Genomic DNA, 24,263 nt, shown 5'->3' on the forward strand with positions numbered 1-24,263 from the left:
CGGGCCGGCCTCCGGTTTTCCGTGTCAGCCCTCCTGGCGTGACGGGCGGCGCAGCCTGGCCGCCCAGCTCTCGCGCCCCACCCGGCCGGACCAACGCCGCCCGAGATCCGCCCTGCGTTCGGACAGAGCCCATATCACCCGAACGGCTGAACGCGGCGCCAGCGTCGCCCGCAGTCTGCCCCAACGCCCGGCCGACGCCCACAGGCCTGCCCGTACCGCCCGGACGTCCTCGGCCGATCCGTCCGCGGGCCGGGGCTCGGGTGCGTACAGCACCTGCTCCACCGCCCCGGCCACCCGATGGGCCGCAGCGGCCGCCGTGCCGTCGATGCCGCCCAGCCGCACGAGGCGTGCCGCGGCCTTCCGGGGGGTCAGCGAATCATCCGGGGCGATGCCGTGGTCCCAGGCCGTGTCTGTCATCTCACGCCACACGGCCATGACCCGGGCGGTGGCATCCGCCGGCGTACGCCCCTCCGAGTGGCCGAGCCGCCGGGCGCGGAGCCGTAGTCGCCAGAGCATCGGCAGGAACGGGACCGTGAGCACCAGCAGAATGCCGAGCCCCCACAGCGCCGCCGCCCCGCCCCCGGTGCCCGAGTCGCCGGAATCCACCGCCCCGGCAGCGGCGGACGCACCGCACTCACCCTCGCGGCGCAACTGCACCGGGCAGGATTCCGAGGCGGCCGGTGCGGCCGTCGGTGCCACGGACGAGCCCTCCGTCGGAGCCGCCGGACCGCTCGGATCCTGCGTGGGAGCGTCGGGCCGGGTGTAGGACGGGGTGCTGCCCCGCGAGGGAGTCGGCTCGAAGCGGGTCCAGCCCACTCCCTCGAAGTACAGCTCGGGCCAGGCGTGCGCGTCCCGCAGTCCCACCGACACCGACCCGTCCGCCTGGACGGTGCCGGGCGTGAAGCCCACCGCGACCCGTGCCGGGATGCCGAGTGTCCTCGCCATCGCGGCCATCGTGGAGGAGAAGTGGACGCAGAAGCCCTCCTTGTCCTTCAGGAACCGCTCGATGGCCGCGGTGCCGGTGCCCGACGTCACCGTCGTGTCGTAACGGAAACCGCCTTCCGACGCGAACCAGTCCTGCAGCTTCACGGCCGCCTCGTAGTCGCCGGACGCCCCCTCGGTCACCCGCTTCGCCGTCCTGGCGACCACGTCCGGCAGCGAACGGGGAACCCGGGTGTACTCGCCCAGCAGATCCGAGGGCGGCGACAGGGCCCCGGCGAGCTGCGCGGCCGTCGGCTCGACGACCAGGCTGCTCACCTCGTACCGGGCGCCGCGCGTCGTCTGGCCGTCGTCACCGACTAGGGTGCGCCCCTCCGGTTCGAACCTCCACCGGCCCTGGACGTCCACCTCGCTCGCCGGGTAGGGGAGCGGAAGATACGTCTGCGCGTAGGAACGCGACGCGGAGAGGTTGGTCCTGACCTCGGTGACCGTGACGTCCTGACCCAGCCCGTCCGGCTGCGGCAGCCTGTCCGGGACGTCCTTCAGCCTGCGGGTCGACGGGCGCCACTCGCCCCCGCTGAACTGGTCCAGAGCCAGGATGCGGAGGTAGAAGTCCTGCGGATCGGCGGCGTTGGTCCGATAGGAGATCACCTCCCGGTTCTCCGGCTGGTTCAGGTTGTTCTGCAGGGACACCAGAGGGTTGACCGCGGAGATCGTGCCGCCGCCGCCCCGCCCCGACGCGCCACCCGTGCCGCCCAGGAGCCCGCCGTCCAGCGCCGGCAGCGCAGCGGGCACGGCCAGTGCGACCCCCAGGGCCACCGCGCCGATGCGCCGGCCGGTCCGGACCGGGGCCATGGCCCTTCCCGCTCCCTCCAGACCTGCCGCCAGGCCCCCCGACGTACGGGACACACCGCCGAACACCCGCCCCCACCGGGACAGCCGGTCCCGGCCCTCCGCGAGCAGGAGCAGCAGATAGCCGCACGCCGCGAGCAGGAACCAGAGCCACCCCGCACCGCCGTCGGACAGCCCCGCCGCGACCGAGTAGAGCGCGAGGAGCGGCAGCCCGGCCGGAGCAGCGGAACGGAAGGTCACCGCGAGGACGTCCACCGCGAGACCGATCAGCAGTACCCCGCCGATCAGCATCAGCCGGATACCGTCCGTCGCCGGTGCGGGAATCGCGTACCGGCCGACGTCGTCCCCGCCCTCGGTCAGGAGTCCGGCGAGCCGCCGCACCGCCTCGGGGCCGGGCAGCACACCGAACAGGGCGTGGTCCCGCGCGAAGGCCACCGTGAGCGACACCAGGGTGACGAGCGCCTGGAGCGAGACCGTCAGGATCCGGGCGAGCGACATCCGGCGGGCGAGCGCGCCCACGCCGCTCTGGAGCGCCAGCAGGAAGGCGGCCTGCAGGACCCACTTCGAGGGCTCGACCAGGGGCAGCAGCGCACCCGCCGCCATCATCGTGGCCGCGAAGGCGCACAGCGCCAGCCGGGTACGCCCGCTCATGCCCGGCCCCCCGGGAATCCCGCGGTCGGACCGGCAGCGGTGGGGTGCGCGTCGGAGCGCTGCAGGCCGGCCTGCAGCCACAGCCGGGGAAGGCCGGTCCCGGGCGGCACCGGCACGACCGTCCATCCCGCCTCGCGCAGCAACCGCAGACGGTCGGCGCCCGGCGGGTGAGAGGCCGTCGCCCGCCCGTGTGCCCAGTCGTCGCTGTCCAGGACGAAGGCGACGGCCCCGCGGCTGCGCTGCCGCATCCGGGCCGCCACGGCCGCCTGCTCCTCGTCGAGATCGCCGAAGAACGCCACCAGAAGTCCCTCGTTCGTGCCGCGCAGCACGTCGTGCGCACGGGAGAGCCCGCCCCCGTCGGAGTGGTCGACGACCGCGAGGGAGTCCATCATCAGGCCCGCGGAGTCGGCGGATTCCTGTGTCGATCCGGCGAAGCCGTCGGCACTTCCGTCCGGCACCGCGTTCCCGTCGTCGGTCAGCAGACGCACGGCGAAGCCGCGCTCCAGCATGTGCACCAGCGCGGACGCGGCCCCGGACACCGCCCACTCGAAGGCGGAGTCCGGTCCGGCGTCCTGGTAGGCGATCCGGCGGGTGTCCAGCAGCACCGTGCACCTGGCCCGCTGCGGCTGCTCCTCACGACGCACCATCAGTTCGCCGTGGCGTGCGGTGGAACGCCAGTGCACCCGGCGCAGGTCGTCCCCGTGGCGATAGCCGCGCGGGATGATGTCGTCCTCGCCCGCCAGCGCCAGTGACCTCTGCCTCCCGTCGCCGTAGCCCGAGGCCTCCCCGGTCAGCCGGAGCGGGGGGAGGGGCACGGTGCGGGGGATGACCACCAGGGTGTCGTAGTCGCTGAAGGAACGGGTCAGCTCGCACATCCCGAACGGGTCGCTGAGCCGCAGCTGCAGGGGACCCAGCGGGTAGCGCCCGCGCAGGTCGGACCGGACCCGGTAGGAGACCTCCCGCACGCCCCCCGCCTCGATCCGGTCCAGCACGAAGCGGGGCCGGGGGCCGAGTACGTACGGAACACTGTCCTGGAGCATCAGCAGGCCGGTCGGCAGCCGTGACACGTTGTCCATCCGCAGATGGACCCGTGCCTCCGAGCCGACCGGCACCCGGGACGGCGAAAGCCGCCGGCTGCCCGACACCTGGTAGCGGGTGCGGTGGAGCACGGTGACGCAGATCAGGGGCAGCACGGCCAGCAGCAGGCCGACCCGCAGCAGATCGCCCTGGCCCAGCACGTAGGCGCAGGCGGTCGCCGCCACGCCTGCGGCCAGGAACGACCGGCCCCGGGTCGTGAGTCCGCCCAGAGCCGCCCGCAGGCCGCCCTTGTCGTCGCCGTTCTCCACCGGACCGGGAATCCCGGCCGCCATCACAGCCGCCGCGCGCCGGGCTGCCCGCCGAACACCGGACTGCCGGGCCGGTGCTGCGGCTGTGCCGGCGCGGCCACGCCGCCCGACGTCGGCACCGGTGTGCGCTGCAGGATGTCCAGCACGACCTGCTCGGCGGTACGGCGGTTGAGCTGGGCCTGCGCCGTGGGCAGGAGACGGTGGGCGAGCACCGCGACGGCGAGCGCCTGGACGTCGTCCGGGAGGGCGTAGTCCCGCCCGGCCAGGGCGGCCGAGGCCTTGGCCGCCCGCAGCAGGTGCAGGGTGGCGCGCGGCGATGCCCCGAGTCTGAGGTCCGCGTGCTGCCGGGTGGCCGCCACCAGCTGCACGGCGTACCGCCTGACGGACTCCGCGACGTGGACCGTGCGCACCGCTTCGATCAGCTTCACGATGTCGTGCGCGTGGGCCACCGGCTGCAGGTCGTCCAGCGGCGAGGCCCCGCCGTGGACGTCGAGCATCTGGAGCTCGGCCTCCGCGCTGGGGTAGCCGATCGAGACCCGGGCCATGAACCGGTCGCGCTGGGCCTCGGGCAGCGGGTAGGTGCCCTCCATCTCCACCGGGTTCTGGGTGGCCACGACCATGAAGGGGTCGGGCAGTTCGTAGGTGTGGCCGTCGATGGTGACCTGACGCTCCTCCATCGACTCCAGGAGCGCCGACTGCGTCTTCGGCGAGGCGCGGTTGATCTCGTCGCCGATCACGATCTGGGCGAAGATCGCACCCGGCTTGAACTCGAAGTCCCGCCGCTGCTGATCGAAGATCGACACCCCGGTGATGTCCGAGGGCAGCAGGTCGGGAGTGAACTGGATGCGGCGCACCGAGCAGTCGATGGACCGTGCCAGTGCCTTGGCCAGCATCGTCTTGCCGACCCCGGGCACGTCCTCGATCAGGAGGTGCCCCTCGGCCAGCAGCACGGTCAGAGAAAGCCGTACGACCTCAGGCTTGCCCTCGATCACGCCTTCGATCGACCTGCGCACCCGCTCCACGGTCGTCGTCAGATCTGTGAGGCTCGCTCGATCGTCATAGGTCGTCACCCGGCCCTCCTCGGCCCTTGTGCACGGACGGCGGCACAGGACTGCCCGGCCCGCCCCGAAATACGGACACCCTCCGGAGGACCCGGAGGGATGTCACACCCGCATTCTTGTTGCCGTTACCGCTTCGTGTCACTCGCCTGTGGACAAGTGGGAGCGATATGCCGGATGTGGCCCGTATGTCGAGGGGCGGATCAGGAGGTGGGGAGGATCTCGCGCAGCTTGCCCGTGGTCACGTCGAAGACGAACCCGCGGATGTCGTCCGTGTGCAGGAGGAACGGCGAGGTGCGCACCCGCTGCATCGACTGCCGTACGTCCTGGTCCGCGTCGGTGTAGGCCTCCACCGCCCAGACCGGACGCTGGCCCACCTCGAGCTCCAGCTCCTGCCGGAAGCCCTCGGTCAGTGATTCGAGGCCGCAGTTCGTGTGGTGGATGAGTATGACGCTGCGGGTGCCGAGCGCCCGCTGGCTGATGGTCAGCGAACGGATGACGTCGTCGGTCACCACGCCGCCCGCGTTGCGGATGGTGTGGCAGTCGCCGAGCTCGAGGCCGAGCGCGGCGTGGAGGTCGAGACGGGCGTCCATGCACGCGACCACGGCCACGTGCAGAACCGGCCGTGCGTCCATGCCCGGGTCGCTGAAGGCCTCGGAGTAGCGGCCGTTCAGTTCGACCAGCCGGTCGGTCACCGTTCCCCCGGAGCGGGCGGCGGTGGAATCGGTCTCGGCGGAAGACTGCGCAGAAGTCGACATGGCTATGACGTTAGCCGTCGCATTCGCTCGTTGCGTGCTGTGGGTCGGGACAAAGAACGTCAACGAGACTTGTTGTGAGGTAACCCACAAGACTCACGCCCGCACGCCCGTCCGGGTGAGGTCTCCTGTCACGTCACGGTCCCGCCACGCGCTGCGCGGTTCGTTGATCGGGAATGGATCGAATGGCAGGGTGGACTAAAGTGACGCGAAGTTACCGACACGCCTGCGCATACTGCATATTTCTACATGTTTCGCGTTCCCGTGATGTGCGGCGTACATGCGGCCCGGCCCTTGCCCGCTCGCGGTCGGCCGACGCCTCCTTCCCCGGCGCCGGCGGACCTCCCCTTCCGAGCGGGCGGGGACCAGACCGCACGTGCGGCCGTCACGGGACAGAGCCTGAGAGGGCGCTTTGAGCCAGACCCGCCATGTCCCGGTGATGCTCCAGCGATGCCTGGACCTGTTGGCCCCGGCTCTGGAGGCGACGAGCCCGGGGGCGGCACCCCCGGTCGTCGTGGACTGCACCCTCGGGCTCGGCGGGCACAGCGAGGCCCTTCTCGCCGCCTTCCCGGACGTCCGGCTGATCGCCCTGGACCGGGACAAGGAGGCGCTGCGGCTCTCCGGTGAACGCCTCGCCCCCTACGGCGACCGCGCCACCCTGGTGCACGCCGTCTACGACGAACTCCCCGACGTGCTCGACCGGCTGGGGATCCCCAAGGTCCAGGGCGTCCTCTTCGACCTGGGCGTCTCCTCGATGCAGCTGGACGAGGCCGACCGCGGGTTCGCCTACGCGCAGGACGCTCCGCTCGACATGCGCATGGACCAGACGACCGGCATCGGCGCGGCCGAGGTGCTCAACACCTACCCGCCGGGCGAACTGGTCAGGATCCTGCGTGCGTACGGCGAGGAGAAGCAGGCGAAGAGAATCGTCTCGGCGGTCGTGCGTGAACGCGAGAAGGAGCCCTTCAGCAACAGCGCCCGCCTCGTCGAACTGATCCGGGACTCCCTGCCGCAGGCCGCCAAGCGCACTGGCGGCAATCCGGCCAAGCGCACTTTCCAGGCGCTGCGCATCGAGGTCAACGGCGAACTCACCGTGCTGGAGCGGGCCGTTCCCGCGGCGGTCGGCAGCCTCGCCGTCGGTGGCCGGATCGCCGTCCTGTCCTACCACTCCCTCGAGGACCGGCTGGTCAAGCAGGTGTTCGCGGCCGGTGCCGCGAACACGGCGCCGCCCGGACTGCCCGTCGTCCCCGAGCGTTACCAGCCCCGCCTGAAGCTGCTGACCCGCGGAGCCGAACTGCCCACGGAGGAGGAGGTGGCCGAGAACAGGCGCGCCGCCCCCGCCCGGCTGCGAGGCGCCCAGCGGATCCGCGAGGAGGAGCGATGAACGGTCCCCGTACGGCCGGCCGTACGCCGGGAGGACCGGTGGCACCGCGGTGACCAGGACGGCCGAGCAGGGGAAGGGGCGGGCGGGCAGGCTCGCCCGGCTCATGCCGTCGGGCCCGAGCACCGCCGCCCGCACCCCCTTCGTCCTCCTGGTCGTGCTCCTGCTCGCCGGTGGCCTGATCTCGCTCCTGCTGCTCAACTCGGCGCTCAACGAAGGATCGTTCAGGCTGAGCAAGCTGAAGCGGGAGACCACCGAGCTCACCGACGAGCAGCAGGCCCTGCAGCGCGGCGTCGACAGCTACTCCGAGCCCGACGCCCTGGAGCGCAGGGCCAGGGAGCTCGGCATGGTCCCCGGCGGCAGCCCCGCGTTCCTGAACCCGGACGGCACCGTGCGCGGAGTGCGCGAGCGGGCCACCGCAGATCCCTCGCCCGTCACCGTCCCGGGACCAGCACCGGCATCGACGGAGAGTCTGCCCGAGCCGACGGCCACTCCGTCCGCGGCCGGCTCCTCGCCCCCGCCGGCCCCGGGCTCGGCGGCCCCGACGACGCAGACACCGACGACTTCGCCCCCGATCAGCCCCGGCAGGTGACGCAGTGCCGTCCAAGGAACCGCCGCGCCGTCGTGTGCCCGGCCCCGCGCGCTCCCGTAACGCGTCCGGATCCGGCCGTTCGCGCCCGGCCGTCCGCCCCGAGGTGCGGCGCACCCGGCGTCCGGTCGCCACGAAGCGGCGGAGCGGCTCCCAGCAGTCCATCCGCCTCGGCAGCCCGCGGCCCCGGCTGCGTCTGATCAGCCTCTGCCTCACCCTCGTCATGCTGGCGTTCGTCGTACGGCTGCTCCAGGTCCAGGCCGTGGACGCCGGAGCGTACTCGGCCATGGCCGAGAAGAACCGCTACCTCGAGTACACGATCGCCGCCGAGCGTGGCGAGATCACCGACCGCAGCGGCATCGCCCTGGCCACCAGCGTGGACGCGCACGACATCACCGCCGACCCCAAGCTCTTCACCCCCGAGGACAGCAAGGCCCCGGACGCGCCGCAGCAGGCGGCGGCCCTCCTCGCGCCGATCCTCGACGAGGACGCCGCCGAGCTCGCGAAGAAGCTGTCGGCGCCCAGGAGCCGCTACACCGTCCTGGCGCGGCGGCAGACCCCGCAGGTGTGGAAGCAGATCAAGGACCTCAAGGCCGCCTTCGCGGAGAAGGCCGCCGAGGACAGGGCGAAGGGCGGCCCCGGTGCGAACGTGCTGGCCGGGGTCCTCCAGGAGCCGACGACCAAGCGGGTCTACCCGAACGGAGATCTCGCCGCCGGGATACTGGGCTTCGTCAACGCCGAGGGCAAGGGCGGCGGCGGCCTGGAGGCACAGCTGAACAAGCGGCTCCAGGGCGAGGACGGCAAGATCCGGTACGCCCAGGCCGGCGGCCGTCCCGTGCCGACCGCGGGATCCAAGGAGATCCCCGCCGTCGCCGGCACCGACGTCGAGCTGACGATCGACCGTGACATCCAGTGGGCCGCCCAGCGGGCCATGGCCGACCAGGTCAAGAAGTCGAAGGCGGACCGCGGCTACGTCATCGTCCAGAACACGCGGACCGGCGAGGTCCTGGCCATGGCCAACGCCCCCGGCTACGACCCGAACGACCTCACCCGGAGCGACTCCACCGCCCTGGGCAACGCGGCGCTCCAGGACGTCTACGAGCCCGGCTCCACCAGCAAGGTCATGTCCATGGCCGCGGTGCTGGAGGAAGGAGCCGCCACACCCGGTACGCACGTGACCGTGCCCAACCGGCTGCACCGGGGCGACCGGCTCTTCAGGGACGACATCGACCACCCCACCTGGTACCTCACGCTCAACGGCGTACTCGCGAAATCGAGCAACATCGGCACCATCCTGGCCACCGGCCAGCTGGGGAAGACCCAGAGCGAAGCCAACAAGGTCCTGTACTCCTACCTGCGTAAATTCGGCATCGGCAGCACCACGGGCCTCGACTACCCCGGCGAGTCCCCGGGCATCCTCGCCAAGCCGCAGGACTGGTCGACCTCCCAGCAGTTCACGATCCCCTTCGGCCAGGGGCTCTCGCTCAACGCCATGCAGGCCGCGTCCGTCTACCAGACGGTCGCCAACGGCGGGGTCCGGATCGAGCCGACGCTGGTGCGCGGGACCAAGGACGGCGAAGGCCGGTACACGGCGTCCGAGGCGCCGAAACGCACCCGGGTGGTCAGCGAGAAGACGGCCAGGACCCTGGCGAAGATGCTGGAGTCCGTGGTGGACGACCGGGAGGGTACCGGGGCCAAGGCGCACATCCAGGGCTACCGGGTCGCGGGCAAGACGGGCACGGCCAACCGTGTGGATCCCGTACGCGGCATCTACAAGGGCTACACCGCCTCCTTCGCCGGCTTCGCCCCCGCCGACGACCCGCAGATCGCCGTCTACTGCGCCATCCAGAACCCCACCGAGGGCAGCTACTTCGGCGGCCAGATCTGCGGCCCGATCTACAAGAAGGTCATGGAGTTCGCGCTCAAGACCCTCCAGGCCGCGCCGTCCGGCAGCGATCCCGCCAGGCTTCCGGTCTCCTTCAGACCCGGCGAGTGACTCGGGGGAACCTCAGTGACGACCATCACCCCCGATCCCGGGAACCGGAACGAGAAGTTCCGCAACCCTGGCCCCTCACTTCGCGAGAGGCCGGGTCCGCCCGGTACGCTCACCGCCGTGCCCCACGCTGATCAGTTCCAAACCACTCAGAAGGACGCGCCTGTGAACTACCCGGGAGCGCCCCGACCGGACCGGCTGCGGCCGACGTCCCTTGGAGAGCTGGCAGCCCGGCTCGGTGCCGGACCGCAGGATGCCGGAGAGGTCACCGGCATCACCCACGACTCCCGGGCGGTCCGTCCGGGGGACGTGTACGCGGCCCTGCCCGGTGCCCGCCTCCATGGCGCCGACTTCGCGGCCCAGGCCGCGGGCCTCGGAGCGGCCGCGATCCTCACCGACCCGTCGGGCGCCGAGCGCGCCGCAGCCACCGGCCTCCCGGTCCTCGTCACCGAGAACCCGCGCGGCCGGATGGGCGACATCGCCGCGGAGATCTACGGGCGGCCGGGTGCCGGACTGCTCCAGATCGGCATCACCGGCACGTCCGGCAAGACCACCACGGCCTACCTCGTCGAGGGTGGGCTGCGCGGCGCCGGACGCAGCACCGGACTGATCGGCACCGTGGAGATGCGGATCGGCGACGAGCGCATCAAGTCCGAGCGCACCACCCCCGAGGCCACCGACCTCCAGGCCCTCTTCGCCGTCATGCGCGAACGAGGCGTCGAGGCGGTCGCCATGGAGGTCTCCAGTCATGCCCTGGTCCTCGGCCGGGTCGACGGCTGTGTCTTCGACGTCGCCGTGTTCAACAACCTCAGCCCGGAGCACATGGAGTTCCACTCCGGCATGGAGGACTACTTCCAGGCCAAGGCGCAGCTGTTCACCCCGGAGCGCAGCAAGCTCGGTGTGGTCAACTTCGACGACGAGTACGGCCGCAGGCTGGTCGACGAGGCGTCCATCCCGGTCGTCACCTTCTCCGCGGAGGGCCACCCGGACGCCGACTGGCGGGCCGAGGACGTCGAAGTCGGCCCCCAGGACAGCACCTTGACCGTGATCGGCCCCAAGGGTGAGCGCATCACGGCCAGAGCCCCGCTGCCCGGCCCGTTCAACGTGGCCAACACCCTGGCCGCGATCGTGACGCTGGCCGTCGCGGGCGTCGACCCGCAGATCGCCGCCGACGGCGTCGCCGCCGTCCCGGGCGTCCCGGGCAGGCTGGAGCGCGTCGACGCCGGTCAGCCGTACCTCGCGGTCGTGGACTACGCGCACAAGACCGATGCCGTCGAGTCCGTCCTGCGCTCCCTGCAGAAGGTCACCGAGGGCCGGGTGCACATCGTGCTCGGCTGCGGCGGCGACCGGGACACGACCAAGCGGGGCCCGATGGGCGCCGCGGCGGCACGGCTCGCCGACACCGCCGTGCTGACCTCCGACAACCCCCGCTCCGAGGACCCGCTCGCGATCCTCGCGGCGATGCTCTCCGGCGCCGCCGAGGTGCCCGTCCACGAGCGCGGCGACGTGCTCGTGGACGCCGACCGGGCCGCGGCCATCGCGGCGGCGGTCGCCCGTGCCGAGCCCGGAGACACCGTGCTGGTGGCCGGAAAGGGCCATGAGCAGGGCCAGGACATCCACGGAGTGGTCCGCCCCTTCGACGACCGCAAGATCCTGCGCGAGGCCATCGAAGCTTCCCTGGGGCGCACGCCCGCCCCGGAAGCCCGCGCACACACCCACGAGAACAACAGTCAGGGATGACCAAGTGATCGCCCTTTCCCTCGCCGAGATCGCCGGAATCGTCGGCGGGCAGCCGCACGACGTCCCGGACCCGTCCGTCACCGTCACCGGCCCCGTCGTCATCGACTCCCGGGAGGTGCGGCAGGGCTCCCTGTTCGCCGCGTTCGCGGGCGAGCGCGTCGACGGCCACGACTACGCGCAACGGGCCGTCGAAGCGGGCGCGGCAGCCGTGCTCGCCGCCCGCCCCGTCGGTGTCCCGGCGATCGTCGTCGACGACGTCGTGGCGGCACTCGGCGCGCTCGCCCGCGCCGTCGTGGAGCGCCTCGGTACCACCGTCGTCGCGCTCACGGGTTCGGCGGGCAAGACGTCCACGAAGGACCTCATCGCCCAGCTGCTGGAACGCAAGGCGCCCACCGTGTGGACCCCGGGGTCGCTCAACAACGAGATCGGCCTGCCGCTCACCGCTCTGCGCGCGACGGCCGAAACGCGCCACCTCGTGCTGGAGATGGGCGCCCGGGGCATCGGCCACATCCACTATCTCGCCGGCCTGACACCGCCCCGGATCGGTCTGGTCCTCAACGTGGGCAGCGCCCACCTCGGGGAGTTCGGCAGCCGCGAGGCGATCGCACGGGCCAAGGGCGAGCTCGTCGAGGTCCTCCCGGAGGACGGGGTCGCCGTACTCAACGCCGACGACCCCCTGGTACGAGCCATGGCCTCCCGCACAAAAGCCCGGGTGATCCTCTTCGGAGAGGCCACGGAAGCGGACGTACGGGGAGAGAACGTGCGGCTCACGGAGGACGGCCGCCCCGCTTTCGCGCTCCACACACCCACCGGGTGCAGCGACGTGACCTTGCGCCTGTACGGTGAGCACCACGTGTCGAACGCGCTCGCCGCGGCCGCCGTCGCCCATGAGTTGGGCATGTCCGTGACTGAGATCGCCGATGCGCTCTCCGGAGCGGGCACCCTCTCCCGCTGGCGCATGGAGGTCACCGAGCGTCCGGACGGTGTGACGGTCGTCAATGACGCCTACAACGCGAACCCCGAATCCATGAAAGCCGCACTCCGTGCGCTGGCTGCCATGGGCAAGGCCCGACGGGCGGGAGGGGGGCGCACGTGGGCGGTGCTCGGTCAGATGGCCGAGCTCGGTGACGCGTCGCTCGCCGAGCACGACGCGGTCGGACGGCTCGCCGTCCGGCTCAACGTCAGCAAGCTCGTCGCTGTCGGGGGAAAAGAAGCCTCCTGGCTGCAACTGGGCGCATATAACGAGGGTTCGTGGGGTGAGGAGTCGGTGCACGTGTCCGACGCACAGGCGGCCGTCGACCTGTTGCGCAGTGAACTGCGCCCGGGAGACGTCGTGCTGGTGAAGGCGTCCCGGTCGGTCGGCCTGGAGAAGGTCGCCATGGCTCTGCTCGAGACGACCGAGGGCGAGGTCGCCGTCCGATGAGACAGATCCTCTTCGCAGGGGCCATAGGGCTCTTCCTGACGCTGGTCGGCACACCGCTGCTGATCAAACTTCTGGCCCGCAAGGGCTACGGGCAGTTCATCCGGGACGACGGCCCGCGTACCCACGGCAGTAAAAAGGGCACGCCCACCATGGGTGGTATCGCCTTCATCCTGGCGACGATCATCGCGTACGTCCTGGCGAAGGTGATCACCGGCGAGGAGATGCGCTTCTCCGGTGTCCTCGTGCTGTTCCTGATGGCCGGGATGGGCCTCGTCGGCTTCCTCGACGACTACATCAAGATCGTGAAGCAGCGCTCGCTCGGTCTGCGGGCCAAGGCCAAGATGGCCGGCCAGCTGATCGTCGGCATCGCCTTCGCGGTGCTCTCGCTCCAGTTCGCGGACGCCCGCGGCAACACCCCCGCCTCGACCCGGCTCTCGTTCGTCGAGGACTTCGGCTGGTCGATCGGCCCGGTGCTCTTCTGCGTCTGGGCCCTGTTCATGATCCTTGCGATGTCCAACGGCGTGAACCTGACGGACGGTCTGGACGGCCTCGCCACCGGTGCGTCCGTGATGGTCTTCGGCGCGTACACCTTCATCGGCCTCTGGCAGTTCCAGGAGTCCTGCGCCAACGCGACCACCCTGACCAACCCCCAGGCGTGTTTCGAGGTCAGAGACCCACTCGACCTCGCCGTCGTCGCCTCGGCCCTGATGGGCGCCTGCTTCGGCTTCCTGTGGTGGAACACCTCGCCCGCGAAGATCTTCATGGGTGACACCGGTTCCCTCGCCCTCGGCGGTGCGCTCGCGGGTCTGGCCATCTGCTCCCGTACGGAGTTCCTGCTGGCCCTCCTCGGCGGCCTCTTCGTGATGATCACGATGTCCGTGGTCATCCAGGTCGGCTCGTTCAAGATGACCGGCAAGCGCGTCTTCCGGATGGCGCCGCTCCAGCACCACTTCGAACTCAAGGGGTGGTCCGAAGTCCTTGTGGTGGTCCGCTTCTGGATCATCCAGGGCATGTGCGTGATCGTCGGACTCGGCCTCTTCTACGCGGGATGGGCAGCAAAGAAGTGAGCGATGTGGACTGGCAGGGCAAGCGCGTCACGGTCGCGGGGCTCGGGGTCAGCGGTGTCCCCGCCGCCCGCGCCCTGCACGAGCGGGGCGCCCTCGTCACCGTCGTGAACGACGGCGACGACGAGCGCTCCCGCGCCCAGGCCGCCGAACTGGAGGCGCTCGGCATCACCGTGCGCCTCGGGGACGGCGACACCCTGCCCGAGTCCACCGAGCTCGTCGTCACGGCCCCCGGCTGGAAGCCGGGCAAGCCGCTCTTCCTGGCGGCCGCCGGGGCGGGCGTCCCGGTGTGGGGCGACGTCGAGCTCGCCTGGCGGCTGCGCGGCCCCGGCGCCGCGCCGTGGCTGGCGGTCACCGGGACCAACGGCAAGACGACGACCGTACGGATGCTCGCCTCGATCCTGGAGGCGGCCGGTCTGCGCACCGCCGCGGTCGGCAACATCGGAGTCTCCCTGCTGGACGCGGTGCTCGGCGACGAGGAGTACGACGTACTCGCCGTCGAGCTCTCCAGCTACCAGTTGCACTGGGCGCCCTCGCTGCGCGCCCACTCGGCGGCCGTGCTCAACCTGGCCCCGGACCACCTGGACTGGCACGGCTCCATGGAGGGCTACGCCGCCGACAAGGGCCGGGTCTACGAGGGCAACACCGTCGCCTGCGTCTACAACGCGCAGGACGGGGCCACGGAGGACCTCGTACGCGAGGCCGACGTCGAGGAGGGCTGCCGGGCGATCGGCTTCACCCTCGGCACGCCCGGGCCCTCCCAGCTCGGTGTGGTCGACGGCATCCTCGTCGACCGTGCCTTCGTCGCCAACCGGCAGAAGCAGGCCCAGGAACTGGCAGAGGTCGGCGACGTGAACCCGCCGGCCCCGCACAACATCGCCAACGCCCTGGCGGCGGCGGCGCTGGCCCGCGCCTTCGGCGTGGAACCCGCCGCGGTACGGGACGGGCTGCGGGCCTTCCGCCCGGACGCCCACCGCATCGAGCACGTCGCAGACGTGGGCGGCGTCACGTACATCGACGACTCCAAGGCCACCAACACCCACGCCGCCGAGGCGTCCCTCGCCGCCTACGAACCGATCGTCTGGATCGCCGGCGGTCTCGCCAAGGGCGCAGCCTTCGACGAACTGGTCACCGGGGCGGCGAAGCGGCTGAGGGGCGTCGTGCTGATGGGCGCCGACCGGGCGCTGATCCGTGAAGCCCTGGCGCGACACGCCCCCGAGGTACCGGTGGTCGACCTCGACCGGACCGACACTGGGGCGATGTCCGCGGCGGTCCGTGAGGCGGCACGGCTGGCGATGCCGGGTGACACCGTGCTGCTGGCCCCGGCCTGCGCCTCGATGGACATGTTCGTCAACTACAACAAGCGGGGCGAGGCGTTCGCGGACGCGGTCCGCCAACTCGCCGGCGAGAGCGCCTGACGGACCCGGCCGCCGCGCCGTAACCTCCCGGAGAACCCGGGCACGAGCGGCACCGGCGGTGGGCACGGGCGCCCCGGCCGCAGCCCCGGGCACGAGCAGTGGAGGGGACAGCGACTATGCCGGCCGACGAGAGCTCAGCCGCGCGCGGAGCGGGCCGCTCACGGACGAACGCGGCGACCGGCCGGGGGCCCACTCCGCCCGTGCCCGCCGGACCGCTGCCCGCGGGCCCGGGACTGCCCCCAGGGCTCGCTCTGCGGAGCCGGCCCGCCGCCGGCCCCCGGAGGGCCCCGACGCCCCGTGGCGGGGCGCGTGGCGGCAGCACACCGCCCCGGCCGCGCGGCGACCACGGCGTGCGAGGGATGTTCGAGCGGGCACGGAGGGCCTGGGACCGCCCCCTGACGGCGTACTACCTCATCCTCGGTGCCGGGATGCTGATCACCGTCCTCGGCCTCGTCATGGTCTACTCCGCCTCGAGCATCAAGGCACTGGAGCTGTCGAGGCCCAGCACGTACTTCTTCCGCAAGCAGTTCATCGCCGCCGTGATCGGGGCCGGGCTGATGCTGCTGGCCTCCAGGATGCCCGTCAAGCTCCACCGCGCACTGGCCTACCCGCTGCTCATGGGCACGGTCTTCCTGATGATCCTGGTCCAGGTGCCGGGGATAGGGATGTCGGTCAACGGCAACCAGAACTGGATCTACCTCGGCGGTCCCTTCCAGCTCCAGCCCAGCGAGTTCGGCAAGCTCGCCCTCATCCTGTGGGGGGCCGACCTGCTCGCCCGCAAACAGGACAAACGGCTGCTTGCGCAGTGGAAACACATGCTGGTGCCGCTCGTCCCGGTCGCCTTCATGCTCCTCGGGCTGATCATGCTCGGCGGGGACATGGGCACGGCGATCATCCTCACCGCGATCCTCTTCGGCCTCCTCTGGCTGGCCGGCGCCCCCACGAGACTCTTCGCCGGCGTGCTGGCCTCCGCCGTGCTCATCGGCTTCGTGCTGATCAAGACCAGCCCGAACCGGATGTCCCGGCTCGGCTGCATCGGCGCCTCCGAGCCCGGCCCCGGGGACTCCTGCTGGCAGGCGGTGCACGGAATCTACGCGCTCGCGTCCGGCGGATGGTTCGGTTCCGGACTCGGCGCGAGTGTGGAAAAATGGGGGCAACTTCCCGAACCCCACACCGACTTCATCTTCGCCATCACCGGGGAGGAACTGGGCCTGGCGGGGACGCTGTCGGTGCTGGCCCTCTTCGCGGCTCTAGGCTATGCGGGTATCCGCGTGGCCGGACGCACGGAGGACCCCTTCGTGAGGTACGCAGCGGGAGGCGTGACCACCTGGATCACGGCGCAGGCCGTGATCAACATCGGTGCGGTGCTCGGTCTGTTGCCGATCGCCGGTGTCCCGCTCCCCCTGTTCTCCTACGGGGGCTCGGCCCTGCTGCCGACCATGTTCGCGGTAGGGCTCATGATCGCCTTCGCGCGGGAGGATCCCTCGGCGAGAGCGGCCCTGGCCATGCGGAGGCCCGGGGTCAGATGGAAGACGATGAGACGGCGCGTCACGAAGCGTCCGTCCGGAGAGCGGTGAATTTCGGTGCATGTCGTACTCGCCGGCGGGGGGACCGCCGGGCACATCGAGCCCGCGCTTGCCCTCGCAGACGCCCTGCGGAGGCAGGACCCGACCGTGGGAATCACTGCCCTCGGCACGGAACGCGGACTCGAGACCAGGCTCGTACCCGAGCGGGGGTACGACCTGGCACTGATCCCCGCCGTGCCGCTGCCGCGCAAGCCCACGCCCGAGCTGATCACCGTCCCGGGTCGGCTGCGCGGCACCATCAAGGCGGCCGAGCAGATCCTGGAGCGCACCAAGGCGGACTGCGTGGTCGGCTTCGGCGGCTACGTCGCCCTGCCGGGGTACCTCGCCGCCAAGCGCGCGGGTGTCCCGATCGTGGTCCACGAGGCCAACGCCCGGCCGGGCCTGGCCAACAAGATCGGTTCCCGCTACGCCCACGGGGTCGCGGTCTCCACCCCTGACAGCAAGCTGCGCGGCGCCCGCTACATCGGCATCCCGCTGCGGCGCACCATCGCCACCCTGGACCGGGCCCGGGCACGCCCCGAGGCACGGGCGGCCTTCGGTCTCGACCCCAACCTGCCTACCCTGCTGGTCTCCGGTGGTTCCCAGGGCGCGCGCCACCTCAACGAGGTCGTCCAGCGCATCGCACCGCTGCTCCAGCGGTCGGGAATCCAGATCCTGCACGTGGTCGGCCCGAAGAACGAACTGCCGCGCGTCGACAACATGCCCGGTATGCCGCCCTACATCCCGGTACCGTACGTGGACCGGATGGACCTCGCGTACGCCGCAGCCGACATGATGCTCTGCCGCGCGGGCGCGATGACCGTCGCCGAGCTCACCGCAGTCGGGCTGCCCGCCGCCTACGTCCCGTTGCCGATCGGCAACGGCGAACAGCGGCTCAACGCCCAGCCGGTGGTCAACGCGGGCGGCGGTCTGCTGGTGGACGACGCGGCACTGAGCCCCGAGTGGGTGCAGGCCAACGTCCTGCCGGTGCTCTCGGATCCGCACCGGCTGTACGAGATGTCCCGTGCGGCCGCGGAATTCGGGCGACGGGACGCCGACGACCTCCTCGTCGGCATGGTGTACGAGGCGATTGCCTCACGCCGCCAGGCGTGAGGCGGTGCGGACCCGGGGCGTGCGCCCCGGGTCCGGCGAAGGAGCGAGCGTGGCCGGACCGACGACCGCCCAGCGCGGCGAGGCCGAGCGGGCCGACACCCCGGCCCGCCCGCCCCACATCAGCCCCCAGGAGCGTCGGCTGACAGGCCGTACGCGACTCGTCCTGGCCGCGGCCGGCGTCGTGCTGACCGCGGCCGGCACCCTCTGGGTCCTCTACGGGTCGTCCTGGCTGCGCCTGGAGCGGGTGACGACCACGGGGACCGAGGTCCTCACCCGGGCCGAGGTGGAGGCCGCCGCGGGGGCCCCGGTCGGGGATCCCCTGGTCTCCGTCGACACGGGCGCCATCGCGGACCGGTTGCGCCAGAAGCTGCCTCGTATCGACTCGGTGGATGTCGTACGGTCATGGCCGCACGGAATTGCCCTTAAGGTGACCGAACGGAAGCCGGTCCTACTGGTCGAAAAGGGCGGGAAGTTCATCGAAGTGGACGCGAAGGGCGTGCGTTTCGCCACCGTGGACGAAGCGCCCCGGCACGTGCCTCTGCTGGAGCTGGCGCCTGAACGCTCGGCCGGCCTGCGCCGGTTCGGCGCCGACCGGCTGCTGCGGGAAGCGGTCCGCGTCGCGGGGGACCTCCCGGAACGGGTGGCCGGGGAGACCGAATCCGTACGGATCACCTCGTACGACTCGGCCCTCCTGAAGCTGACCCGTGAACGCACCGTGATGTGGGGCAGTAGTGAGGAGGGGCCCGCGAAGGCGCGGGTGCTCGCCGCACTCATGAAAGCGTCTCCCAAAGCAGGACACTTCGACGTGAGTGCCCCCACCGCGCCTGCCGCGTCCAAGAGTTGACGCGCGTTTGGCCTGGCCAGCCCCCTGGTTGGTCAGCGCTACGGGTGATCACATAGGGTGAAAAGAAAAACGGGAGGTTCGGCGTGTTCGTTGAACGTGCGCCACTTGTCGACTTAGTGTCCTGTTCGGAAGAGTCCAAGAAGCAGACACACTGGTAACCCTAAACTTCAACGTTAGGGTTTGGGTCGGCGTTCGGACCGACCCAATCGGCATCCGTCGTCGCGGCGGGACTACCGCGAAGCGACGACACGTAACTCGAGGCGAGAGGCCTTCGACGTGGCAGCACCGCAGAACTACCTCGCAGTCATCAAGGTCATCGGTGTCGGCGGCGGTGGTGTCAATGCCATCAACCGAATGATCGAGGTCGGTCTCAAGGGCGTCGAGTTCATCGCGATCAACACCGATGCGCAAGCACTGTTGATGAGCGACGCCGACGTCAAGCTCGACGTCGGCCGTGAACTCACCCGCGGCCTCGGCGCCGGGGCGAACCCGGCCGTCGGTCGTAAGGCGGCAGAGGACCACCGTGAGGAGATCGAGGAGGTCCTCAAGGGGGCCGACATGGTCTTCGTCACCGCCGGAGAAGGCGGCGGCACCGGCACCGGCGGCGCACCCGTCGTCGCCAACATCGCCCGTTCGCTGGGCGCCCTGACGATCGGCGTGGTCACCCGCCCGTTCACCTTCGAGGGCCGGCGGCGCGCGAACCAGGCGGAGGACGGCATCGCCGAACTCCGCGAAGAGGTCGACACCCTCATCGTCATTCCCAACGACCGGCTGCTGTCCATCTCGGACCGCCAGGTCAGCGTGCTCGACGCGTTCAAGTCGGCCGACCAGGTGCTGCTCTCGGGTGTCCAGGGCATCACCGACCTCATCACGACCCCGGGGCTGATCAACCTCGACTTCGCCGACGTCAAGTCGGTCATGTCCGAGGCCGGATCGGCACTCATGGGCATCGGATCGGCGCGCGGCGACGACCGTGCGGTCGCCGCGGCGGAGATGGCGATCTCCTCGCCGCTCCTCGAGGCGTCCATCGACGGCGCCCGCGGTGTCCTGCTCTCCATCTCCGGTGGCAGCGACCTCGGTCTCTTCGAGATCAACGAGGCAGCCCAGCTGGTGAGCGAGGCGGCCCACCCGGAGGCGAACATCATCTTCGGTGCGGTCATCGACGACGCGCTGGGCGACGAGGTGCGTGTCACCGTCATCGCCGCGGGCTTCGACGGCGGACAGCCGCCGGCCCGCCGGGAGACCGTCCTCGGAGCGGGCGCCGGCAAGCGCGAGGAGCCGGCCCCGCCGGCCCGGACCGCCGAGCCGGCCCGTCCGACGGGCGGCCTGGGTTCCGTGCCGCCGCGCGAGGAGCCGAAGGCGCCGGCCGAGCCGGTACCGGTGGCGAACGAGAGCTCGCTTCCGCCGGCCTCCCCGCCGCACGTGCCCACGGCCCGTCCCTACCAGGACAGCCAGGCCGAAGAGCTGGACGTACCGGACTTCTTGAAGTGATAGGTCCGCACGACACGGTGAAGACCGTGGAGTCCTCGACGGGCGGCGCCCATTTCGCCTTCACCGACAGGTGGGGCGGAGTGAGCGCCGCTCCGTACGCGGAGCTCAATCTCGGCGGCGCGGTCGGCGACGACCCGGCCGCCGTCCGTACGAATCGTGAACGCGCGGCCCGTTCCCTGGGGCTCGACCCGGCCGGTGTCGTCTGGATGAACCAGGTGCACGGGCGGGACGTGGCCGTCGTCGACGGCCCCTGGGGTGATGTCTCGGACATCCCCGCCGTGGACGCGGTGGTGACGGCACGGCGCGGACTCGCGCTCGCGGTGCTCACCGCAGACTGCACGCCCGTCCTGCTCGCCGATGCCGCGGCCGGTGTGGTCGCGGCCGCCCACGCGGGACGGCCCGGCCTGGTGGCGGGGGTCGTCCCGGCCGTGGTCGAGGCCATGACCGCGCTCGGAGCGGACCCGGCCCGCATCGTGGCGCACACCGGACCGGCCGTCTGCGGACGGTGCTACGAGGTGCCGGAACAGATGCGTGCCGATGTCGCCGGGGCCGTCCCGGCGGCGTGGTCCAGGACCAGCTGGGGAACGCCCGCGGTCGACGTCACGGCCGGAGTCCACGCCCAGCTCGACGAGCTCGGCGTCGGCGACCGGCACGTTTCGCCGTTCTGCACCCTGGAGTCCGGCGACCATTTCTCGTACCGCCGCGACCGCACCACGGGTCGGCTCGCCGGATATGTCTGGTTGGACTGATGGACATGACGGATCGCAGGGCCCAACTCGCGGCGAACCTGGCGCAGGTGGAGGAACGCATTGCCTCCGCCTGTGCCTCGGCCGGCCGGGACCGGGAAGGGGTGACCCTCATCGTGGTCACCAAGACGTACCCCGCGAGCGATGTGCGTATCCTCCACGGGCTCGGCGTGAGGCACGTCGCCGAGAACCGGGACCAGGACGCGGCACCGAAGGCGGCCGCATGTGCGGATCTGGACCTCACCTGGCATTTCGTCGGGCAGCTCCAGACCAACAAGGTCCGTTCCGTGGCCGGTTACGCGGACATCGTCCAGTCGGTCGACCGGGTGAAGCTCGTCACCGCACTCTCGGCGGCCGCCGAGAAGGACGGGCGCGAGCTCGGCTGCCTGATCCAGGTCGCCCTGGACGCCGAGAGCGGCGCACGCGGTGACCGGGGCGGGGTCGCACCGGACGGGGTCGAGGAGTTGGCCGCCGCGGTGGAGGCCGCTCAAGGACTCAGGCTCGACGGCCTGATGACCGTGGCCCCGCTCGCCGGACCCTACGCGGGCCGGCAACGGGCCGCGTTCGACCGGCTGATGGAATTCTCATCAAGGCTGCGCGGGAACCATCCGGCTGCGAACATGGTGTCCGCCGGTATGAGTGCGGACCTCGAGGACGCCGTCGCGGCCGGAGCGACACATGTACGCGTCGGTACGGCGGTGCTCGGAGTCCGACCCCGGCTCGGGTAACGTCGCGAAGCAAGTCGGACCACAGCAGAAAATATGGTCATTCCCGCTCCTGGCGGGCAGGCCGGAGTGGATCTCGGGCACTTGGTGACACGAATGCCGATCCACCACAGAGCGGAGGACTCGGAGCATGGCCGGCGCGATGCGCAAGATGGCGGTCTACCTCGGCCTCGTGGAGGACGATGGGTACGACGGTCCGGGGTTCGACCCCGACGACGAATTCGAACCCGAGCCGGAGCCCGAGCGGGACCGGCGGCGGCACCAGCCCGCGCATCAGGTGGAGCGGGAACGGGACGAACCGGTACGAGCGGTGCAGCCACCCGCACCCCGTGAGCCGGTTCAGCTCCCGGCGGAAAGCGGACGACCCGCCCGAATCGCACCCGTGGCATCCATCACACCTGAACGCCCGAACATGGAGAAGAACGCACCGGTGATCATGCCCAAGGTCGTGTCCGAGCGTGAGCCCTACCGGATCACCACGCTGCACCCCAGGACCTACAACGAGGCCCGTACCATCGGGGAACACTTCCGCGAGGGCACTCCGGTGATCATGAATCTCACGGAGATGGACGACACGGATGCGAAGCGACTTGTCGACTTTGCCGCGGGACTCGTCTTCGGTCTCCATGGGAGCATTGAACGAGTGACGCAGAAGGTGTTCCTGTTGTCGCCTGCTAACGTCGATGTCACGGCGGAGGACAAGGCCCGCATCGCAGAGGGCGGGTTCTTCAACCAGAGCTGAGAACACAGGGAACAAACACCGGCCGGGTGGCCGGGGCTACGAGAGCCAGGGGAGAGGGAACCGCGGGACATGGGCGTCGCACTGGATGTGGTCTATATCGCGCTGATGTGTTTCCTCATCGTGCTGATCTTCCGGCTGGTGATGGACTACGTCTTCCAGTTCGCACGGTCATGGCAGCCAGGCAAGCCGATGGTGGTCGTTCTCGAGGGCACTTACACTGTCACCGATCCACCGCTGAAGCTTCTGCGGCGGTTCATACCGCCGTTGCGTCTCGGGGGCGTGGCACTTGACCTGTCCTTCTTCGTTCTGATGATCATCGTCTACATTCTGCTCAGCATCGTGGGCAAGCTTGCGAGCAGCGTGTGAACGATACGGTCTTGCCGACTGCCGACGACTACGTAGAGGTGAAGAAGAGATGCCGCTGACCCCCGAGGACGTGCGGAACAAGCAGTTCACGACCGTTCGCCTCCGAGAAGGCTATGACGAGGACGAGGTCGATGCCTTCCTCGACGAGGTCGAATCGGAGCTGACACGTCTGCTTCGTGAGAACGAGGACCTGCGCGCCAAGCTGGCCGCCGCCACGCGTGCGGCCGCGCAGAACCAGCAGAACCAGCAGCAGCAGGGAATGCGCAAACCGCCGGAGCAGCAGGACCGGCCCGGTGCGCCTGTGCCCGCTGCCATATCTGGTCCGCCGGTACAGCAGCAGCAGCCCCCGCAGATGGGTCCCCCCCAGCTGCCCGGTGGAGCTCCGCAGCTGCCTGCCGGTCCCAGTGGCCACGGCCCCCAGGGTGGCCACGGCCCCGGTCCGCAGGGCCCGCACGGCCCCGGCCCGATGCAGGGCGGCCCCATGGGCGGCCCGATGCAGGGCGGCCCCATGGGCGGTCACCAGCAGCAGCAGATGCAGCAGATGCAGCAGCAGCAGCAGATGCAGCAGCCCGGTCAGGGCCCCGGTGGCGACAGCGCCGCCCGAGTCCTCTCCCTTGCCCAGCAGACCGCCGACCAGGCGATCGCGGAGGCCCGTTCCGAGGCCAACAAGATCGTCGGCGAGGCGCGCAGCCGTGCCGAGGGCCTCGAGCGTGACGCCCGCGCCAAGGCGGACGCCCTCGAGCGGGACGCCCAGGAGAAGCACCGCGTGGCGATGGGTTCGCTGGAGTCGGCCCGCGCGACGCTGGAGCGCAAGGTCGAGGACCTGCGCGGCTTCGAGCGCGAGTACCGGACCCGCCTGAAGTCCTACCTGGAGAGCCAGCTGCGCCAGCTGGAGACCCAGGCCGACGACTCGCTTGCTCCGCCGCGGACGCCCGCCGCCGCTTCACTGCCGCCGTCGCCTTCGCTGGCCCCGGCCGGTGCGGGTGCGATGGGACACACCATGAGCGGCAACCACGGTGGTCACGGCAGCCAGCAGATGGGTGGCGGCCAGCAGTCGATGGGCGGTGGCCCGTCGTACGGCGGCGGCCAGCAGCAGATGTCGCCCGCGATGACGCAGCCGATGGCACCGGTGCGGCCGCAGGCGCCGCAGCCGATGCAGCAGGCCCCGTCGCCGATGCGCGGGTTCCTCATCGACGAGGACGACAACTGATCGGTAGGCGCTCGCTGAGCGCGTAGCCGTCGGCAGGCAAAGGGCCGGGCCCCGGGGTTTTCCCCGGGGCCCGGCCCTTTGCCGTGCGGCCCCGCAGGTGGCCCGGCGGTGCGGGGCCTGTTTCCCGGCCCGCCCGCTTCCCGTGACCGGGCCGGCCCCTGCCCCCGGCGTCGGGGGGGGGGCAGGGGCCCGGTGGGAGCGCGAACCGGTGGGGGAACGGGAAGGGGCCCGGCCGGATGTGCTCCGGCCGGG

At 71.1% G+C, this 24,263-nt stretch carries 20 protein-coding genes; 16 read left to right on the forward strand and 4 right to left on the reverse strand.

Annotated elements, in window-relative coordinates; translation table 11 throughout:
* Positions 1-24: 24 nt before the first annotated feature.
* The 4 genes from OG206_RS24110 to OG206_RS24125 all read right to left on the reverse strand — a co-directional run bounded on the left by OG206_RS24110 (position 25) and on the right by OG206_RS24125 (position 5,604).
* The gene (locus tag OG206_RS24110; RefSeq protein ID WP_327119464.1) at positions 25-2,442 is read right to left on the reverse strand and encodes a transglutaminase family protein; all 2,418 of its coding nucleotides are present in this window, start codon (positions 2,440-2,442) and stop codon (positions 25-27) included.
* Positions 2,439-3,812: a DUF58 domain-containing protein gene (locus OG206_RS24115; RefSeq protein ID WP_327119466.1), complete on the reverse strand. Its 1,374-nt coding sequence runs from the start codon at positions 3,810-3,812 to the stop codon at positions 2,439-2,441. The genes OG206_RS24110 and OG206_RS24115 overlap by 4 nt, the downstream gene beginning before the upstream one ends.
* The gene (locus OG206_RS24120; RefSeq protein ID WP_327119468.1) at positions 3,812-4,858 is read right to left on the reverse strand and encodes an AAA family ATPase; all 1,047 of its coding nucleotides are present in this window, start codon (positions 4,856-4,858) and stop codon (positions 3,812-3,814) included. Before OG206_RS24120 ends, OG206_RS24115 begins: the two co-directional genes overlap by 1 nt.
* Before the next feature lie 191 nt (positions 4,859-5,049).
* Entirely contained in the window at positions 5,050-5,604 is a 555-nt protein-coding gene (locus OG206_RS24125; protein ID WP_327119470.1) for a beta-class carbonic anhydrase, read from the reverse strand.
* A gap of 409 nt (positions 5,605-6,013) precedes the next feature.
* Between OG206_RS24125 and rsmH the strand changes: the two genes are divergently transcribed.
* The 16 genes from rsmH (at position 6,014) to OG206_RS24205 (ending at position 24,011) form a co-directional block, all read left to right on the forward strand.
* A complete protein-coding gene (gene rsmH, locus OG206_RS24130) occupies positions 6,014-6,985 on the forward strand; it encodes a 16S rRNA (cytosine(1402)-N(4))-methyltransferase RsmH (RefSeq protein ID WP_327119472.1) in 972 nt (323 codons plus the stop codon).
* A gap of 49 nt (positions 6,986-7,034) precedes the next feature.
* Positions 7,035-7,574 (forward strand): FtsB family cell division protein, encoded by a 540-nt coding sequence (locus OG206_RS24135; RefSeq protein WP_327119474.1) that lies wholly within the window; start codon positions 7,035-7,037, stop codon positions 7,572-7,574.
* A gap of 4 nt (positions 7,575-7,578) precedes the next feature.
* A complete protein-coding gene (locus tag OG206_RS24140) occupies positions 7,579-9,567 on the forward strand; it encodes a peptidoglycan D,D-transpeptidase FtsI family protein (protein ID WP_327119476.1) in 1,989 nt (662 codons plus the stop codon).
* Positions 9,568-9,582: 15 nt separating this feature from the next.
* Positions 9,583-11,304 (forward strand): UDP-N-acetylmuramoyl-L-alanyl-D-glutamate--2,6-diaminopimelate ligase, encoded by a 1,722-nt coding sequence (locus OG206_RS24145; protein WP_442805889.1) that lies wholly within the window; start codon positions 9,583-9,585, stop codon positions 11,302-11,304.
* 4 nt (positions 11,305-11,308) lie between these two features.
* Complete coding sequence (locus OG206_RS24150) at positions 11,309-12,727, forward strand: UDP-N-acetylmuramoyl-tripeptide--D-alanyl-D-alanine ligase (RefSeq protein WP_327119480.1); 1,419 nt, start codon at positions 11,309-11,311, stop codon at positions 12,725-12,727.
* On the forward strand, positions 12,724-13,794 hold the full coding sequence (gene mraY / locus OG206_RS24155) for a phospho-N-acetylmuramoyl-pentapeptide-transferase (protein ID WP_327119482.1): 1,071 nt from the start codon (positions 12,724-12,726) through the stop codon (positions 13,792-13,794). The genes OG206_RS24150 and mraY overlap by 4 nt, the downstream gene beginning before the upstream one ends.
* A complete protein-coding gene (gene murD / locus OG206_RS24160; RefSeq protein ID WP_327122385.1) occupies positions 13,791-15,209 on the forward strand; it encodes a UDP-N-acetylmuramoyl-L-alanine--D-glutamate ligase in 1,419 nt (472 codons plus the stop codon). The genes mraY and murD overlap by 4 nt, the downstream gene beginning before the upstream one ends.
* Before the next feature lie 116 nt (positions 15,210-15,325).
* On the forward strand, positions 15,326-16,786 hold the full coding sequence (gene ftsW, locus OG206_RS24165) for a putative lipid II flippase FtsW (RefSeq protein ID WP_442805890.1): 1,461 nt from the start codon (positions 15,326-15,328) through the stop codon (positions 16,784-16,786).
* A 6-nt stretch (positions 16,787-16,792) separates the two neighbouring features.
* Positions 16,793-17,887: an undecaprenyldiphospho-muramoylpentapeptide beta-N-acetylglucosaminyltransferase gene (gene murG, locus OG206_RS24170; protein ID WP_327119484.1), complete on the forward strand. Its 1,095-nt coding sequence runs from the start codon at positions 16,793-16,795 to the stop codon at positions 17,885-17,887.
* A 49-nt stretch (positions 17,888-17,936) separates the two neighbouring features.
* Complete coding sequence (locus tag OG206_RS24175; protein WP_327119486.1) at positions 17,937-18,731, forward strand: cell division protein FtsQ/DivIB; 795 nt, start codon at positions 17,937-17,939, stop codon at positions 18,729-18,731.
* A 276-nt stretch (positions 18,732-19,007) separates the two neighbouring features.
* Complete coding sequence (ftsZ, locus tag OG206_RS24180; RefSeq protein WP_327119488.1) at positions 19,008-20,222, forward strand: cell division protein FtsZ; 1,215 nt, start codon at positions 19,008-19,010, stop codon at positions 20,220-20,222.
* Between the two features lie 26 nt (positions 20,223-20,248).
* Complete coding sequence (gene pgeF, locus OG206_RS24185) at positions 20,249-20,971, forward strand: peptidoglycan editing factor PgeF (RefSeq protein WP_442805891.1); 723 nt, start codon at positions 20,249-20,251, stop codon at positions 20,969-20,971.
* 5 nt (positions 20,972-20,976) lie between these two features.
* Positions 20,977-21,696 (forward strand): YggS family pyridoxal phosphate-dependent enzyme, encoded by a 720-nt coding sequence (locus OG206_RS24190; protein WP_327119492.1) that lies wholly within the window; start codon positions 20,977-20,979, stop codon positions 21,694-21,696.
* Positions 21,697-21,823: 127 nt separating this feature from the next.
* Complete coding sequence (locus OG206_RS24195) at positions 21,824-22,435, forward strand: cell division protein SepF (RefSeq protein WP_327119494.1); 612 nt, start codon at positions 21,824-21,826, stop codon at positions 22,433-22,435.
* A gap of 69 nt (positions 22,436-22,504) precedes the next feature.
* Positions 22,505-22,801 carry a YggT family protein gene (locus OG206_RS24200; RefSeq protein ID WP_327119496.1) on the forward strand — a complete coding sequence of 99 codons (297 nt, stop codon included), beginning with the start codon at positions 22,505-22,507 and terminating at the stop codon, positions 22,799-22,801.
* A 49-nt stretch (positions 22,802-22,850) separates the two neighbouring features.
* Positions 22,851-24,011 (forward strand): DivIVA domain-containing protein, encoded by a 1,161-nt coding sequence (locus OG206_RS24205; protein ID WP_327119500.1) that lies wholly within the window; start codon positions 22,851-22,853, stop codon positions 24,009-24,011.
* Positions 24,012-24,263: the final 252 nt, after the last annotated feature.

Source organism: Streptomyces sp. NBC_01341, assembly GCF_035946055.1.
Lineage (GTDB): Bacteria > Actinomycetota > Actinomycetes > Streptomycetales > Streptomycetaceae > Streptomyces.